Origin of the sequence: Lacrimispora sp. (assembly GCF_036758025.1) — a bacterium.
In the GTDB taxonomy this organism is placed as follows: Bacteria; Bacillota; Clostridia; order Lachnospirales; family Lachnospiraceae; genus Lacrimispora.
This window is the reverse complement of record NZ_DAIOXM010000001.1, coordinates 22,080-39,508: the sequence shown is the minus strand read 5'-3', so window position 1 is coordinate 39,508 and position 17,429 is coordinate 22,080. Positions and strand designations below refer to the sequence as shown.

The window sequence follows — 17,429 nt, the reverse complement described above, 5'->3', positions numbered from 1 at the left end:
GATTTTTACATGTTTTTTATGCTATTTAATACAGATAAACGCTCCCGCTTGCTTTGTAATATGAAGAAATCCCTTCTTTTCCATCTTCTTTTCCAGAAATTCCCGGAACTCCTCATAGCGGTCGCTTAAATACTCCTGCTGGTTTCCGTGACAGGATAAGATATATTCTAAAAGAGCGCCTCCATCCCGGACCTCCAGATGATCCTGAAAAACCCTTTTTTCCACGGACCGGAAGCTGGACTTTAAAATTTCTTCTCCGTTTTCAAGTCCGAATACATCGTATAAATTCACTTCAGAAAGAGCGATCCTGGAGTCAAATTCCTTTACCAGCTGGCTGATTTCCTTCATGTGGTCCGGTCCGTAGGTGCTGCAGAAAAATACGCCTCCCGGTTTTAGTATTCTATGAACTTCCTTAAGGGCGGCATCCAGGCTTGTTAAATAAAACAGCACATGGTTTGCCACGGCAATATCAAAGCTTTCTTCCGACTTTGGAATCCGCCGGCAGTCAAATGTCTCAAAGGAAAATTGACCGGAGACTGTCTTTAAACGCTCCTCCGCATCCCGAACCATTCCCTTGGATACATCAGATAAACAGATTTTTGCATCAGCCGGAATCCGATGGCCACCGGTATACCACAACTCCCCGTTTCCGCATCCCAGTTCCAGAATTGTTTTGCTGTCTAAGGGCTCCATAAGACTATAGAGCCATTGAAACCATCCTGTGGGATTTTTGGTGTATTTCTTGTGCAGGCCAATGCGGATGCTCAAGTTGGCCGCGTCCTTATACTGCTCCACAAGGGACCGCTCCATATTGGTAATATGGATTAAGTGAAGAATTTTATTCCAGTCCACAGACTCATTCTCATTGACCAGCCTTGAGGTTTCCGTAAGGGTCTGCTCCACCAGCTTTAAGTGTTCAATCCGTTTTCTTATGAGGTTTAACTGAAGACGGAGGGATTCCTCTACATAATCGTTGTCATCGTCATTGATGGTGATGGAACGGATTTCATCTAAGGAAAAGCCCAGATATTTTAGGGAAAGAATCTTCTGGAGCTTTGCGAAATCAGAATCTGTATACAGCCGGTATCCCCCTTCGCTCATCCCCGACGGCTTTAACAAGCTCTGCTTATCGTAATAGCGGACAGTTCGTATGGAAACATTGGCTTTTTTGGCAAACTGGCCTGATGTGTAATATTGATCCATCTGTCAACCTCCTCCCTGCTTCACATTTCAGAAAATAAGCCTGTCCGAAATCACAGGCTACACCATCATCTGGTAATTCTCAATATCCAGCAGCTTCCCAAACTTCACGCCCACTTCCCGTATGGTCCCGCAGTATACGAATCCAAGTCTTTCATGAAGAAGGAGGCTGGCTTCATTTCCACCTGTTATAACAGAAATAACCGTATGAATGTCATCCCTCTCCCTTGCAATCTCCAAAATGGCAGAAGACAACGCTCCTGCGATTCCCCTGCGCCGGTAATCCTTATCAATATAGACAGACAGCTCCACCGTAGCCCTATAGGCTTCCTTAGCCCTGTAAGAAGAAAGACTGGCATAGCCTACGGCCTTTCCATCCTCTTCCGCTACGATCAAGGGGTGATTTCCGATGTTATGCTCCTTAAACCACTCCATCCGTTCCTCCATGGTTTTGGGGTTTAAGTCAAAAGTGGCTAATCCGTATTCCACCTCATAATTATAAATATCCAGCAGCGCCGGCATATCCTTTTCTTCTGCAGTTCTGATTATCATGTCATCCTCCTGGTTTCAATGAATTTCATAACCATATCATACATCAATCTACTGCCCCCGTCCAATACAAATCGCAAGGAAATAAACATTTTTCACCCCCGCCTTTTTTAATGCACGGGTGCATGCCTCTATGGTGCTTCCTGTGGTATAAATGTCATCCACCAGAATCACTCCCTTCACCTGAGGCAAAATCTCTCCTGCCCCAAATGCTTCCTCCAGATTCTTAAGCCGTCCGGAAGGATCAAGGCCTTTCTGGGGCATGGTCTTTTTATTTCTCACCAGCATTTGGGGACAGACCGGGATTTCAAGCTGTTCTCCTATCCGGCGGGCCAGAATTTCCGCCTGGTTAAATCCCCTCTCCCGCCTTCTGGAAGGATGGACTGGAACAGGCACCAAAACCTCCGCCTCCATGCGCCGGATCAGCTTTTCGTATCTGGCACATATGGCATCTCCGTAAAAGTCCAGGTATTCCCGCTTGTTCTTATACTTTATTTTCGCCATGGAACGGCCTGCATTTTCATCGTAGTTTATGAGAGCCCTTCCGTATTCAAAGGTTCGTTTATGACGGACACAGTCGAGGCAGTATTCGGCCTGTTCGCTTATGATCTCCTTTCCGCATTTTTTGCAGACCGGATCTTTTACAAAAGACAGACGGTTCATGCATTTCTGGCAGATCAGCTTGTTTTTAGGCATAACAATCCCGTCACAGACAGGACATCGTCTGGGAAATAATAAATCAATGAAAAATGGTAGATACATATAGAAGGATTCTCCTTGAAGTAAAAAATAGAAAAGTGAGAAACAGAAAAATGAAAAATAAAAGATGAAAAATAGAAGTAAAAATAGGAGTATAAAATACGAAAAACACAAAACCGGAAAACTGAAAGGAAGGAAACATAGAGGATAGAAAAAAGACATGAAAACATGGGATGGGCAGACTCACATCCCTTGTCTGCCCAAATATCTATACAAACGGAAAAAACCTCCAAAACCTGCTGATCTCACCTAATCTAACAGACTGATCTCCGAAATCCGCTCCTTCAAACCGGAATACCTGCGCTGTTCCATTTCATTTCCTGCCATTTCATGAAATACCTCAGGCATTCCAACCAGACAGACACAGGATTTGGCCCGGGTCACCGCAGTATAAATTAAGTTTTTGGTCATCAGCATCCTGGGGCCGGAAAATACCGGAATAACCACTGCCGGATATTCACTTCCCTGGGACTTATGAATGGTGATAGCATAAGCAAGCTCCAGCTCCTCCAACTGCTTAAAGCTGTAATCCACAGTTTTGCCCTCGTCAAATTCTACGGTCACCAACTCTGCAAAGCCATTGATATCCCGTATAACCCCAATATCCCCATTGTAAATTCCAGTTCCCTTATCAACTGGAATCCCATATTTATTTTGAACCACCCACTCAACATTATAATTATTCTTAATCTGCATCACCTTATCGCCCACCCGGTAAGTAACCCCGGACAGTTCCTTTTCCGCCTTTTCCTCAGAAGGCGGATTTAAGTACTCCTGCAATATGGAATTGAGCCGTTCCACGCCTATGGCACCCTTTCTCATGGGCGTCAGAATCTGGATATCATATGTTTTTGCATTGACGTAACCAGGAAGCTTATCCTGAACTAAAGTGATCATAGCATTAATAATGGCATTGGGCTCTTCCCGTTTAATAAATAGAAAGTCATTGCTCTTTTTTCCCAGGGGAACTGCTTCTCCTGCGTTTATCTTATGGGCATTGACTACAATATCGCTTTGTGTTGCCTGACGGAAGATTTTAGTCAACATAACTACATTAAAGCTTCCGGAATCAATCATATCCCGAAGCACATTTCCCGGGCCAACGCTGGGAAGCTGGTTCACATCGCCCACCAGAATCAGCCTTGTCCCCGGGTTGACAGCCTTTAACAAAGACTGCATCAGATGAATATCCACCATGGAAGTCTCGTCAATAATCACTGCATCCGCATCCAAAGGATTTTCTTCATTCCTGTCAAAATGCATATGAGCGGAGCGCTCATCCCCCGGAACTCCGGTCAGCTCCAAAAGCCGATGAATCGTTCTGGCCTCATATCCTGTGGCCTCTGTCATCCGCTTTGCCGCCCGCCCAGTCGGTGCTGCCAGGAGAATCTCCATTTCCTCCCTTTCAAAGAACCGGATAATGGTATTGATGGTAGTGGTCTTTCCTGTTCCCGGACCTCCGGTGATGATGAGAAGTCCGCTGTTAACTGCCTCCACCACTGCCTGAGCCTGCTTTTCATCCAGCTCCATTTCCGTTTCCTTCTGAAGCTTTAAAAGCCTTGATCTGATTTCCTCCTCAGCCATAGTGCCCTTGACATTTAAATCGTGAAGCATCTTTGCCACATTTAATTCCATGTAATAATATTGGGAAGCATAAACGGTGCGTCTGCCCTCTGTCTCCCGTATAACCAGCCGCTTGTCAAGCTGCATATCCATCAGATGCTTTTCTATGGACTGCTTCTCCACCTTAAGAAGCTCCGAAGCATGGTCTAAAAGCTCATCCTCCGGCAGATAAGTATGTCCGTTTCCGGCAGCCTGTAAAAGAGTATAGAGAACTCCGCACTTGATCCGGAAATCCGAATCCGTAAGAATCCCCACTTTTCTGGCAATTTCATCGGCCATTTTAAAGCCAACACCAGGAATATCATCAGCCAGCTGGTAGGGATTTTCTTTCAGTATTCCGTAAAGTCTGGGCCCGTATTCCTGATAGATCTTCACCGCCAGATTCATGGAAATACCGTAATTCTGGAGAAACATCATAGCCTGGCGCATCTCCTTCTTTTCCTCTATCTGTTGGGAAATGGACATAGCCATCTTTTCACTGATTCCCTTGATTTCAGAAAGCCGCTCCGGCTCCTCCTCCAGAACACGGAAAGTATCGGCCTTAAAACGGCGGATGATTCTGGCAGCCAAAGCCGCACCAATGCCTTTGATCGCCCCGGACCCCAAATACCGTTCCATGGCAGCCGTGTCCTCGGGAGACTTGATCTCATAGCTTTCCACGGTCATCTGTTCACCGTAAACCGGATGCTCGGTCATGGCTCCTACGGCCTCTACCATCTCTCCCTCGCTGATGTAATGGAAGCTTCCCACAAGGGTGTATTCTTCTCCCTCATCCACAAGACTTAAAACCGTATAGCCATTGTCTTCATTCCTGTATTTGATTTTTTCCACAAACCCGCAGACTGTTGCCATGGTTCCTCCCGTAAATGAATAAATACAAGCAGACCGCCCCAGAACAGGCCCTGCCGAAATCCCTTGATTCCGCCAAAGCTGTTGTCCCAAAGCAGTCCTGTAAACCTCCGGGGGCCGGTTTCAACCAGCCTTCTTTTGGTTAAAATTCTGTTTTACTATTTCCGCCGTGCATGTATTCAATAAATTTGCCTGTACCGATAGCCACAGCAGTCAAAGGATCTTCTGCGATCATGGTGGTGATTCCTGTCTTTTCTTCAATCAGGGCATCCAATCCGCTTAACAGGGAACCGCCTCCGGTCAGCACAATACCACGGTCAAAAATATCAGCTGCCAACTCCGGCGGAGTTCTCTCAAGGACGTTGTGAACTGCATCCACGATCTGCATAGCAGGCTCTTTTAAAGCATCTAAGGTTTCATCAGAGGTAACTACAATGGTCTTTGGCAGACCGGTTACCAGATTACGTCCTCGAACCTCCATGGTCAGAACTTCCGGCCTTCTGTATGCTGCTCCAATATTGATCTTGATTTCCTCAGCAGTTCTCTCACCAATCAAAAGGTTATGTTTTTTACGCATATAGCGCACCAAAGCCTCGTCAAAGTCATCACCGGCAACCTTAATAGAGGTACTTACTACTGTTCCTCCAAGGGAAATAACCGCAATATCAGAAGTACCTCCTCCAATATCCACAATCATGTTTCCGCAAGCCTTTGCAATGTCAATACCGGCTCCAATAGCTGCTGCCACCGGCTCCTCAATAATAGCCACTTCCCTGGCTCCTGCCTGGTAAGTAGCATCTTCTACTGCCTTTTTTTCTACTTCAGTGGCACCGCTGGGAATACAAACGCTGATTCTTGGCTTTCTTAAGGTCTTTTTTCCCACTGCCTTATTGATAAAGTATTTCAGCATCTTCTCTGTTACAGTATAATCAGAAATAACTCCCTGGCGCAGCGGTCTTACTGCCACAATATTCCCCGGTGTCCTTCCGATCATCAGTCTGGCTTCTTCACCAATGGCTTTGATCTTATTCGTATCGCGGTCAATAGCCACTACAGACGGCTCTTTTAATACCACGCCTTTTCCCTTAATATAAACCAGAATACTGGCTGTACCTAAATCAATTCCAATATCATTGGACATCATCATCACAAATTCCTCCTGCTTAACTTATCCCATTTCCAAACTTCTTTTATCGTCAAATTTTTACTTATTTCGCCTATATGTCACAGTTTCCTTCTTATTATATACAATAAGCATTGGATTTGAAAGGGTTTTTTTATTTTTTATTTAGTTTATACTTTTTTTATAATTAGTACATATTCTGGTCACATTTACCTCGTATACTTTAAGTACGTTATCCGAAAGGGTAACGGGCCTTTTGTTTCAAGTAACTTACTTGAAATCACAAAGCTTTTTCATACTCATACCGGACGGTGCAAGCCGTCCGGCCCCCCTAAAGAATTTAGCAACCGCGTTCACTCAGTGAAGGGCGGTTTTTTTATGTATATATTTCTAATATAAGTTTAAGAGAAACTGTCTTCTGCCCATATTTGAGGCAGCAGACAGTTTCTTCTTATGTGAAAATCTGATTTACTTCAATGTTTGAATCCTTTGATCCCATGAGATTATCATTTTTCTCTCAATCCATGGGCCTTCCTATTAATAAACTCCAGAAACTTTAATTTTTCTTCTTCACTGGAAAAAACAGTGTTTGGAAGCAGAAAAGCATGCATAGAACTATGATAAATATAAACACCATGTTCTGTCACAGCAATCTTTTCAATCAGTGAATATTTCACTCTGAGTTCAATCTCCGGTGTACTTTCATGTATCTCATCCTCTTCAAACCTCAAGGTCACGTGAGTGTGATACGGAAGCTTTCCCTCTCTCTTCATCCGCAGGATTCTTTTCCTTATGAGTCCGAAATAACGTTTCTTACTGAAAATAAACCAGAGAATCGATACAATTCCAAGAAATATTGCTTCAATGAAAATCAGCAGTCTGTCAGCCCTTGCAATAAAAAACACCAAAATACACAGAGCGCTGAGAATGTACATCTGAAAACGATAATACAGCAGAGTTCTTTTACCCATAGGGCTGTTTGATGAGTGATAATAGTTAAACTGCAGATAATCCTCATCGTTTAAATCAATTTTAAATTCAAACATCCATTTCACCTCTCAAGCATTTTTTATAAAATGACTATGCCGATTTCAGGACAATCGGAGAGCCCAGTCTTTACAATCCATAACTCTGGTGGCAACCCCTTCATAAAATTCCGGTTCATGACAGATTAAAAGGATGCTTCCCCTATAAGCTTTCAACGCCCTCTTTAACTCTTCTTTTGCTTCCACATCCAAATGGTTGGTAGGCTCGTCCAAAAGAAGAAGGTTGGTTTCCCGATTGATCAGCTTGCAAAGCCTTACTTTGGCCTGCTCGCCTCCGCTGAGAACCCGGACCTGGCTTTCAATATGCTTGGTGGTCAGGCCGCACTTTGCCAATGCCGAACGCACCTGATACTGGGTATAAGAAGGGAATTCCTTCCAGATCTCTTCAATACAGGTTGTGGTATTGCCAGGAGCCATTTCCTGCTCAAAATATCCGATGGACAGATAATCTCCAAGTTCCACCTCTCCCTCAAGGGATGGTGTCATTCCCAGAATGCTTTTCAGCAATGTGGTCTTTCCGATTCCGTTTGCTCCCACCAGAACCACCTTTTCCCCCCGCTCCATATACAGATTCAAGGGTCTGGACAGAGGTTCATCATAACCGATGACCATATCCTTTGTTTCAAAAATGCACTTTCCCGCTGCACGTGCTTCTATAAAATTGAATTCCGGCTTCGGTTTATCCTTTGCAAGCTCGATCACTTCCATCTTATCCAGCTTTTTCTGCCTGGACATCGCCATATTTCTGGTAGAAACCCTGGCCTTATTCCGGGCCACAAAATCCTCCAGCTCAGCGATTTCCTGCTGCTGCCGCTTATAGGCTGCCTCCAGCTGGGCCTTCTTCACCGCATGAACCTCCTGGAACTTATCATAGTCACCTACATACCGGTCCAGACTCTGATTTTCCATGTGGTAAATGATGTTGATAACACTGTTTAAAAACGGGATGTCATGGGAGATCAGGATAAAGGCATTTTCATATTCCTGAAGGTACCGTTTCAGCCATTCAATATGCTGGGCGTCCAGATAGTTGGTAGGCTCGTCCAAAAGCAGAATGTCCGGCTTTTCCAGCAAAAGCTTTCCAAGTAAAACCTTGGTCCTCTGGCCTCCGCTCAGCTCTGTTACATCCTTATCAAGGCCCATATCCGTAAGTCCGAGAGCCCTTGCCACTTCCTCCACCTTGGAATCAATGATATAAAAATCATGGGCCATTAAAAGGTCCTGAATGGTTCCCAGCTCCTCCATCATGGAAGCCAGAGTCTCCTCATCTGCTTCTCCCATTTTGTCACAGAGCTCATTCATCTGTTCTTCCATCTGAAACAGAAAGGCAAAGGCACCTTTTAACACGTCCCGTATGGTCATTCCCTTTTCCAGCACCGTGTGCTGATCCAGATAACCGGTGCGGACCCGTTTGGCCCACTCCACTTTTCCCTCATCCGGCTGCAGCTTTCCGGTTATAATATTCATAAATGTGGATTTGCCTTCTCCGTTTGCCCCGATCAGCCCGATGTGCTCACCCTTTAACAGCCGAAAGGACACATCCTGAAAAATGGCACGGTCGCCAAATCCATGTGTCAGATGTTCTACGTTTAAAATGCTCATTGAAAAACTCCTCTATTAATAATTGGCGGTTTCGCCTGATAATTTTCCGCCATAATACGAAACAACATAATTCTACACGACAAGGAGAATTAAAGCAAGTAAAAATACAATATAGCCCCCAGCTTTACCCTTGAAATTCACCTAAAATTTTTTTAGATTTAGCCTAAAAAATTTTTTATTTTTTTCAAAAAAACAATAGGAAAAATTGCACCAATATGTTATTATAAAAAAGTACCTTTCTGTTCACTTTGTTTATCAGGAAACCAAGGGGAAGGAGTCCGGTTAAATGGTTTTACCAAACAGAGCAGGTATAAGACATCAGCGGATCCGCAATTTAACGGATTCCGGAAACCTTACAATTAAAAAAGGAGAATGGTAAAATGAATCAAAACACAATGGAAGCTCCAATGAATGAAAAAGAGCATTTTTCAGGCGACTCCTCTGCAGCAGAGTCCCGCAGGGTTGAAGAAAACAACTTAAAGTATACCCTTACGGACAAACCGCCTATATCGGTTTCCCTGCTTTTGGGATTCCAGAATATTGTAACAGCCTTTGGGGGTATCGTGGCTGTTCCTCTCATTTTGGCCGGAATGGCGGGCTTTGACGTCAGAAACAGCGCATACCTGGTAAGTGCTGCTTTGCTGGCCTCAGGTGTCTGCTCTATTATTCAGTCAAGGGGAATCGGAAAAAGGCCTTTCCGGGTGGGAAGCGGCCTTCCAACTATTATGGGTACGGATTTCGGTTTTGTTGCTCCTGCTTACAGCATCATCAATACCATGGGCGGCGGTATGGCAGGATATTACGGCGCCAGTATGCTGGGAGCTGTCCTGGAACTGATATTAAGCTACTTCATCAAACCGCTTATGAAGTTTTTCCCTCAGGTTGTTACAGGAACTGTAATCACACTGATCGGTGTAACATTGATGCCCGTTTCCATGGACTGGATTGGCGGAGGACAGGTGGGTGACCCAGGTTACGGCGCTCCCATCAATATCGCCATTGCTCTGGTCGTATTTATCATTATAGCCCTGTTAAACCGTTACGGAAAGGGACTGGTAAGCACTGCATCCGTTCTAATCGGTATCGTTGTAGGCTATGTCATCTGTATCCCCCTTGGAATGGTGGATTTCAGCCAGGTTGTAAATGCTCCCTGGGTTGAGTTTCCTCAGATATTCCGTTACGGCGTAGACTTTAATCCTAAATTTGTGGTTCCTTTTATTGCAGGATACCTTGTTACAGTAATTGAGACTGTAGGCGTTGTTCAGGTTATTGGTGAAGTTACCCATACAAAGCTTACTGATGAAGACATTGCAAACGGCGTTCGTGCCGACGGATTCGGTTCCCTCATTTCTCCAATTATGGGAAGCGGCCCTGTGGCTACATTCAGCCAGAATGCAGGTCTGATCCCACTGACCCGCTGTGCTTCCCGCAGAGTAGCGATTGCAGCCGGCGGACTGCTGATTATCATGAGCCTTTTCCCAAAGCTGGCAACCCTTGTTTCCATTATGCCTGCTCCGGTTCTTGGCGGTGCTGGAATCCTGATGTTCGGAACTGTAGCTGCTTCCGGTATTCAGTCCCTTTCACAGGTTAAATTTAACAACCGCAACATGCTGATCATTGCTTCTGCCATGGCAGTTGGCCTTGGAGTTACCATGAGACCGGCACTTGTGGCAAACCTTCCCGGCATTTTAAACGCTCTGTTCTCTTCCGGTATTTCAGCAGGTACCATTGTAGCGCTTGTGCTGAATATCATTTTAAAAGAAGAAGCTGGTGAGTAAAATCATACATTAAACCGGCTGCAAGTGCAGTCTGTCGCATTATATAGAAGGAGCATCGCATGATGGCGGTTACTGCCATGAAGCAATGCTCCTTCTTATTTGATTTATATTGCTGCACTTCTCCCTTTAACGAATCAAGTTGCAAAATATTGCAAAAACATTTATGATAGAGCCAAAAGAAGAAAGGATTAGTCTTATGTACGTCTACACATGGTATCAATGGCTGATGTTTTTTTATGTATATTGCTTTTTTGGCTGGATCTTTGAATCTACTTATGTTTCTATAAAGAGTGCCGGTTTCATTAACAGAGGATTTCTCCGTCTTCCCCTCCTTCCCCTGTATGGGAGCGGGGCCATTCTCATGCTCTTTCTGACCATTCCGGTACAGAATCACTTATTTCTGGTGTTCCTCTTCGGTATGGCCGGTGCTACGGTTTTGGAATACGTGACCGGTTACGCCATGGAACGGCTTTTTAAAATGAAATACTGGGACTATAGCGGTAAACCATTTAATTTAAATGGCTATATCTGTCTCACCAGCTCTCTTGCCTGGGGATTTCTTACCATCATGCTTACGGAATTCATTCACAGGCCTGTGGAATGGCTGATTTTCCAGATCAATCCCGCTTTATGCACGGTCCTTTCCCTTGCCCTATTCGGCCTGTTTCTGGCTGATGCCATACATTCCACCAGAGAGGCCCTGGATCTTGGCCGGGTGCTGGAATCCATGACAAAGCTGAAGACAGAACTGGAGGAAGCCCAGGTCCAAATCGCCTTGTTAAAGGCTGAAACCACGGATAAGGTGGCAGAGCTTCGGACCGAGGTACGCTTAAAGGCTGCCTCTATAAAAGCTGAAACTGCCGATGTCTTAAAGGAATCAGTTCTGGCGGAACGCCTCCAGTCATTGACAGAGGCCAGAGAAAAGCTGACAAAGCGTCTGACCATTTCCACCAAAGGAATTCTGCGGCGAAATCCTTCTGCTTCTTCCCGTCTGTTTGGAGAGGCATTGAAGGAATTAAAGGAATATTCCAGAAAGTACAGAAAATCAGAATAATAAACCTTCATTACAGATTACAGAAATCCTGCTATGCAGAAAAAGGAGTGAATGACATCATCAGCCATTCACTCCTTTTTTATGGACAAATTTCATTTACCAGCGTTATGCCATCATCTTATCCACCATAGCCATCACTGCATCCCCAAGAGCTGCAGACTTTTTATCTGCATCTTCCATGGAAGCGCCTTTGATGCCATAGTAAAATTTGATTTTCGGCTCTGTTCCCGAAGGTCTGACACACAGCCATGCGCCGTCAGACAGGTCATAGTAAAGCACGTCAGACTGAGGAAGTCCGGTTGGAGCAACTGCTCCGGTGCTCATATCCTTTACGGTATCAAGTTTATAATCCCTGGCGGAAATCACCTTATATTCGCCTACCTCCAGCGGAGTATCATTTCTCATAGTCTCCATGATCTCCTTGATCTTCTGCTGGCCCTCGATGCCCTTTAATCCGATGGATTTCACCGCATCTTTATAATAACCGTATTTCTCATACATGGCGGTCATGGCATCCCATAAGGTCATGCCCTTTGTCTTATAATAAGCAGCCGCCTCGCAAAGAGCCACTGTTGCGGAAATGGCATCCTTATCACGTGCATAAGTACCGATAAGACAGCCGTAGCTTTCTTCCAGGCCAAACATATAGGTTCCCTGTCCGGTGGCCTCTGCCTTTAAAATCTGCTGGCCTATGTATTTGAATCCGGTCAATACTTCAATGAGTTCACATCCGTAAGCCTTTGCAACTGCATCTACCAGATTGGTGGTTACGATAGATTTGATAACTTGTCCATCCTCCGGAATCTCTCCGTTTTCCTTTTTCTGGCTCAGCACGTATTCACAAAGCAGGGAGCCTGACATATTGCCGGTCAATGGGATGTACTGTCCGGATTTCTCATCCTTTATGTACACTCCAAGACGGTCGGCATCCGGATCTGTTGCCAGAACCAGGTCCGCATCCTTTTCCTTTGCCAGTGCAAGACCTAATTCAAAGGCCTCTTCTGCCTCAGGATTGGGATAGCTGACCGTGGGGAAGTTTCCGTCAGGCAGCTCCTGCTGGGGAACTACATACACATGGGTAAAGCCGATTTCTTTTAACGCTCTTCTCACCGGAAGGTTGCCTGTACCGTGAAGAGGGGTATAGACTACTTTGATTCCATCCTGCATTTTATCAATGGCATCCTGGTTTACTACCTGAGCCTTTACATTGGCAATGTATTTATCATCAATTTCCGCTCCGATGATCTCATACTTTCCTGCTGCCTTTGCCTCTTCTGCGCTCATGGTCTTAACCGTGGAAATATCGGAAATCGCCATAACCTCAGCCGTCACTCCCTTGTCATGAGGCGGAGTGAACTGAGCGCCATCCTCCCAGTATACCTTGTATCCGTTGTATTCCGGCGGATTGTGGCTGGCTGTAATGTTAATGCCTGCAATACAGCCCAGCTCTCTTACCGCAAAGGAAAGCTCCGGAGTAGGCCTGAGGGATTCAAATTTATACGCCTTGATTCCATTGGCAGCCAGTGTTAAGGCAGCTTCTTCTGCAAACTCCGGTGACATACGTCTGGAGTCAAAGGCAATGGCTACGCCCTTATCTGCGCCGCCCTGTTTGATAATATAGTTAGCAAGACCCTGAGTCGCTTTTCTCACCACATAAATATTCATGCGGTTGATTCCTGCCCCGATTACTCCCCTTAAGCCGGCGGTGCCAAATTCCAGATCCTGGTAAAAACGTTCCTTGATCTCATTATCATCGCCTGAAACAGCACGGAGCTCCTCCTTGGTTGCCTCGTCAAAATACGGATTGGAAAGCCATTCTTCGTAGATATTCCTGTACTCTTTCATAATCAAAATACTCCCTTCTCTCCACTTTTGTTAATGTATATTATAAAGCAAAATACGGTAAAAAGGAAGTGTATTTCCATTATTTTATTCTCGACAGGAAAAGATTCCGCATGGGCTGCTGAACCTCTAAATCCTTCAGTTTTTCAATGTTCCGGGCCGGTATCCAGGCCTTATTGGCGTTGTAATAAAAGTTGATCTGCTTCCAATATTTTTCGGGATATAAAAACAGGTAATAAAGGCAGGTCCTGTCTCCCTCCGTAAGAGGAAGAACCCTTGCATAAGTCTCCAGCATGGACATACCAAGCTTTAAATTCCAGTCATGTTTTTCCATGGCCTTGCGCATAAAGTGGTATAAGTCCTCCATCTGGATTCCCCGGTGCATACGGTTAAATTCCACGATAGCCACATCCCGGGCACACATAAGGACATGGTGCTGATTTAAGTCACCATGGCATAAATACCCCTCTACTTCGCCGCATTGCTGGCAGAACAGCCTCATTCCCTTGCAGGCTTCTGCAGCCTGTTCAAAAAATATGTCATAGTTTCCCATTACACATAATTCAAACTCAGACTTTTTCCTTTTATTTCTGATAAAAGTCCGGGCACGGGCCAGTTCCCTGTTATGGCGTTCCATTTCCTCAGAAGGAAGCTGCACCAGAATGGAGCCTAAGTTCCACTCCTCTTTGAATTCGATCTGACGCAGCATTTTATGTAAAAAAGCAATTTTCTCTATGGCGCACAGCACTTCCTTGCTGTCCTTTAAATTGCATTCCCGGTCCGCATACCAGTCTTTTACAATCCAACGGGTTCCATCATCGGCACTGGAGAGGAGTTCTCCTTCCTTATTCCTGACATAGCGATCCACATTTAAACGGCCGTTCTCTTTCATTTGTGAAAATACCTGATCTTCAAATTCCAGGCGTCTTAAAGTGCCTTTATATTCCCGAAGCAGCTTAAGCCCCTGATTGGTTTCACACAGCCAGGCGCCCCGGCCGCGCTTCACATCCAGAATTTCAAGCTCATACTGCGAAAGCACCTCTGTGTATTTTTCGTTCACAACCACCCCTCCAACTCTTAGCTCATCAGCTACTTCTAGGGTATGAAGGGGCGGAAAAAAATATGCGTTGCAGTTCAGACATGCAGAAAGATTTGTACGATTTTACAGCTTTTTTGCCAGCTCCATCAGATATTCCCTGTCATTGTATTCCGGACATGCTAAAACCTCTTCAAACAGGCTGTTTAACAGGACTCCCAGCTCAGGTCCGGGCTTTCTTCCTGCTGCAATCAGCTCCCGTCCGGTCACCGCCATATCCTTTAACCGGATACAGTCTCCAGCCCTTCTGATCTCCTCAGAATACTGCTTTACCTGCCTTAACTGCTCCCTGTATTCTTCCCTGCAAAATATCTCCTGAAAGCAGAGAAGATCGTTAAAAAGCTCTTCCGTTAAGCTGCTCATCACCTTGCGGATGGCAGGCTTATGAGCCGGAATCGGGGTTTTCCACAGGCTGACCAGGGTTCTCACCCCGTCAATAGTCTCGTTGTCCAGCTTTAAATCCCGCAGGATGGAAACGGCATCTCCGGAATCCTCCATTCGCAGAAAACCGGCCCAGCGCATGTGCTTTCTGGGCGGCAAAAGACGGACAGACTCACCGCCTGCCAGCCTTTTTCCCGCCTCTTCAAACCGCTCTGAGATAAAGGGCCCTATGCCGTTTTCAAATACGTCCTTTATGCGCTCCGGGTGAGCGGAAAGTAGAAGCTTGGTAAGCTCCACCTGTATCCGCTCCTTGCTGACCTTTGCCAGATTGGGGGCAATGGCTGAAATGGCCTGCTCCGTCTCCTTTTCCATATCAAAGCCAAGCTGGGCACAAAAACGGATAGCCCTTAAAATCCGCAGGGCATCCTCTGTAAACCGGTCCATGGCATTTCCAACACAGCGGACAATTCCCCGCTCTAAGTCCTTCCTTCCGTCAAAGGCATCTACCAGCCCTTCCCGGCTGCTGTAGGCCATGGCATTGATGGTGAAATCCCTGCGTTTTAAATCCTCCAGCAGATTTCCCGTAAATTCCACAGACTTGGGGTGGCGTCCATCCTCATATTCCCCGTCAATGCGGTAGGTGGTTACCTCATATCCCATGCGGTCAACTAATACTGTAACCGTTCCATGCTGGATTCCCGTATCCACTGTCCTTGGAAAGATTTCTTTCACCTGTTCCGGCTTTGCTGAGGTGGTGATATCCCAGTCCTCCGGCTCACGGCCCAGCAGACTGTCCCTGACGCATCCGCCCACCGCATAGGCTTCAAATCCATGGGTATTCAGTTGTTCCATGATCTTTTCTGCTGCTTCTGGAATCTGAATTTTTACCACATTCTACCTCCTGGCTTTTCCATTTCTCAATTATTAATAAGCTCTGCCCCAGTAAACCATTTTTGTGGCAGGCTTGCCGCAGCATACGCATGTATCAGCCAGCTTTTCCTGCTTAAATGGCATACAGCGGGAGGTTGCTCCTGTCAGTTCCTTGATCTCATCCTCACACTCCTGGCAGCCGCACCACATAGCCTTTATAAAACCGGGCTTTTCTTCCACTGTCTTGATAAAGGACTCTCTGTCAACAGCCTCATAAGTGTGTTCTTCCCTGTGAAGGCGTGCACGCTCCAGCATATCCTTTTGAATGGTTTCAAGAAGCTCTCCCACCTTCTCATTGATCTCATCCAGTGAAACAGTGATTTTCTCGTGGGTATCGCGGCGCACCAGCACAGCCTGATTTTCCTCAATATCCCTTGGCCCGATTTCCACACGAACAGGAATTCCGCGCATTTCACATTCACTGAATTTCCAGCCTGGGCTCTTATCAGAATCGTCTACTTTTACCTTATAATTGGAAAGAACTTCTTTTAATTCAAATGCTTTGTCAAGAACGCCTTCCTTTTTCTGCTGAACCGGTATAATGATAACCTGAACAGGTGCGATTCTTGGAGGAAGCACAAGGCCGCTGTCATCTCCGTGAACCATGATGATGGCACCGATCAGTCTGGTGGTCATGCCCCATGAGGTCTGATGTACATACTGAAGCTTATTTTCTTTATCGGAATACTGGATATCAAATGCCTTTGCAAAGCCATCCCCAAAGTTATGGCTGGTTCCTGACTGCAAGGCCTTGCCGTCATGCATCAAGGCTTCAATGGTATAGGTAGCCTCTGCTCCTGCAAATTTTTCCTTATCAGTTTTCTGTCCACGTACAACAGGCATTGCCAGAATCTCTTCGCAGAAATCAGCATATACGTTAAGCATCTGCTCGGTTCTCTCCTGAGCTTCCTCAGCAGTTGCGTGGGCTGTATGGCCTTCCTGCCATAAGAACTCTCTGGAACGTAAAAACGGTCTGGTAGTCTTCTCCCAGCGCACAACAGAACACCACTGGTTATAATTTTTCGGAAGGTCCCGGTAGGACTGAATATTCCTGGAATAGTAGTCGCAGAATAAAGTCTCTGAAGTAGGTCTGACGCAAAGCCTTTCCTGCAGCGGTTCTAAACCGCCATGAGTCACCCAGGCAACCTCCGGCGCAAAGCCCTCTACATGGTCTTTTTCCTTTTCAAGCAGGCTTTCAGGAATGAACATAGGCATGTAAACATTTTCAACTCCTGTTTCCTTAAATCTTCTGTCAAGCTCGCTCTGAATATTTTCCCAAATGGCATAGCCGGCCGGCTTAATAGCCATACATCCCTTTACGCTGGTATAATCGATTAATTCTGCTTTCTTCACCACATCTGTGTACCACTGTGCAAAATCCACCTCCATAGATGTGATGGCCTCTACTAATTTTTTGTCCTTTGACATGACAATTCTCCTCTCTTTTTTCTGAAATCAAAAAAGCCATCCGTTCCCAATAAAAGGGACCGAACAGCTCGGCGGTGCCACCCAATTTAGCCATGGAAATTCCATGACTCACTTTGTATCCCTTAACGCAGGACTTACGCCGCAGTTTGCTGCGGGACTCCGAGGCAGG

The 17,429-nt window shown here is 45.6% G+C and carries 13 protein-coding genes and 1 other annotated feature (1 of these 14 only partly in view); of the genes, 2 read left to right on the top strand and 11 right to left on the bottom strand.

Features of this window, described 5'->3' with window-relative positions; all coding sequences use genetic code 11:
- Positions 1-21: 21 nt before the first annotated feature.
- From V7M78_RS00175 to V7M78_RS00145, 7 genes are all read right to left on the bottom strand, one after another.
- Complete coding sequence (locus V7M78_RS00175) at positions 22-1,203, bottom strand: MerR family transcriptional regulator (RefSeq protein WP_333645432.1); 1,182 nt, start codon at positions 1,201-1,203, stop codon at positions 22-24.
- Positions 1,204-1,260: 57 nt separating this feature from the next.
- Positions 1,261-1,752, bottom strand: a complete 492-nt coding sequence (locus V7M78_RS00170; protein ID WP_333645431.1) for a GNAT family N-acetyltransferase — start codon at positions 1,750-1,752, stop codon at positions 1,261-1,263.
- 48 nt (positions 1,753-1,800) lie between these two features.
- Positions 1,801-2,511: a ComF family protein gene (locus V7M78_RS00165; RefSeq protein ID WP_333645430.1), complete on the bottom strand. Its 711-nt coding sequence runs from the start codon at positions 2,509-2,511 to the stop codon at positions 1,801-1,803.
- A gap of 246 nt (positions 2,512-2,757) precedes the next feature.
- A complete protein-coding gene (gene recD2, locus V7M78_RS00160) occupies positions 2,758-4,983 on the bottom strand; it encodes an SF1B family DNA helicase RecD2 (protein WP_333645429.1) in 2,226 nt (741 codons plus the stop codon).
- A gap of 139 nt (positions 4,984-5,122) precedes the next feature.
- Complete coding sequence (locus V7M78_RS00155; protein WP_333645428.1) at positions 5,123-6,127, bottom strand: rod shape-determining protein; 1,005 nt, start codon at positions 6,125-6,127, stop codon at positions 5,123-5,125.
- 482 nt (positions 6,128-6,609) lie between these two features.
- Complete coding sequence (locus V7M78_RS00150) at positions 6,610-7,149, bottom strand: YcxB family protein (RefSeq protein WP_333645427.1); 540 nt, start codon at positions 7,147-7,149, stop codon at positions 6,610-6,612.
- Between the two features lie 45 nt (positions 7,150-7,194).
- Positions 7,195-8,751 carry an ABC-F family ATP-binding cassette domain-containing protein gene (locus V7M78_RS00145; protein ID WP_333645426.1) on the bottom strand — a complete coding sequence of 519 codons (1,557 nt, stop codon included), beginning with the start codon at positions 8,749-8,751 and terminating at the stop codon, positions 7,195-7,197.
- A 380-nt stretch (positions 8,752-9,131) separates the two neighbouring features.
- Here V7M78_RS00145 and V7M78_RS00140 point away from each other — a divergent pair, with 380 nt between their 5' ends.
- Together V7M78_RS00140 and V7M78_RS00135 are read left to right on the top strand one after the other, a co-directional pair.
- A complete protein-coding gene (locus V7M78_RS00140; protein WP_333645425.1) occupies positions 9,132-10,529 on the top strand; it encodes a uracil-xanthine permease family protein in 1,398 nt (465 codons plus the stop codon).
- Between the two features lie 196 nt (positions 10,530-10,725).
- Positions 10,726-11,583, top strand: a complete 858-nt coding sequence (locus V7M78_RS00135; RefSeq protein ID WP_333645424.1) for a putative ABC transporter permease — start codon at positions 10,726-10,728, stop codon at positions 11,581-11,583.
- Positions 11,584-11,688: 105 nt separating this feature from the next.
- On the opposite strand, the gene V7M78_RS00130 is transcribed toward V7M78_RS00135, so the two are convergent.
- The 4 genes from V7M78_RS00130 to proS all read right to left on the bottom strand — a co-directional run bounded on the left by V7M78_RS00130 (position 11,689) and on the right by proS (position 17,260).
- Positions 11,689-13,428, bottom strand: a complete 1,740-nt coding sequence (locus V7M78_RS00130; protein WP_333645423.1) for a phospho-sugar mutase — start codon at positions 13,426-13,428, stop codon at positions 11,689-11,691.
- A 79-nt stretch (positions 13,429-13,507) separates the two neighbouring features.
- Entirely contained in the window at positions 13,508-14,485 is a 978-nt protein-coding gene (locus V7M78_RS00125) for a spore coat protein CotS (protein ID WP_333645422.1), read from the bottom strand.
- 102 nt (positions 14,486-14,587) lie between these two features.
- Positions 14,588-15,793, bottom strand: coding sequence for a CCA tRNA nucleotidyltransferase (locus V7M78_RS00120; protein WP_333645421.1), 1,206 nt, complete (start codon positions 15,791-15,793; stop codon positions 14,588-14,590).
- Between the two features lie 33 nt (positions 15,794-15,826).
- A complete protein-coding gene (gene proS / locus V7M78_RS00115) occupies positions 15,827-17,260 on the bottom strand; it encodes a proline--tRNA ligase (protein WP_333645420.1) in 1,434 nt (477 codons plus the stop codon).
- Positions 17,261-17,311: 51 nt separating this feature from the next.
- Positions 17,312-17,429 (bottom strand) — a binding site (T-box leader); it runs 89 nt beyond the window's last position.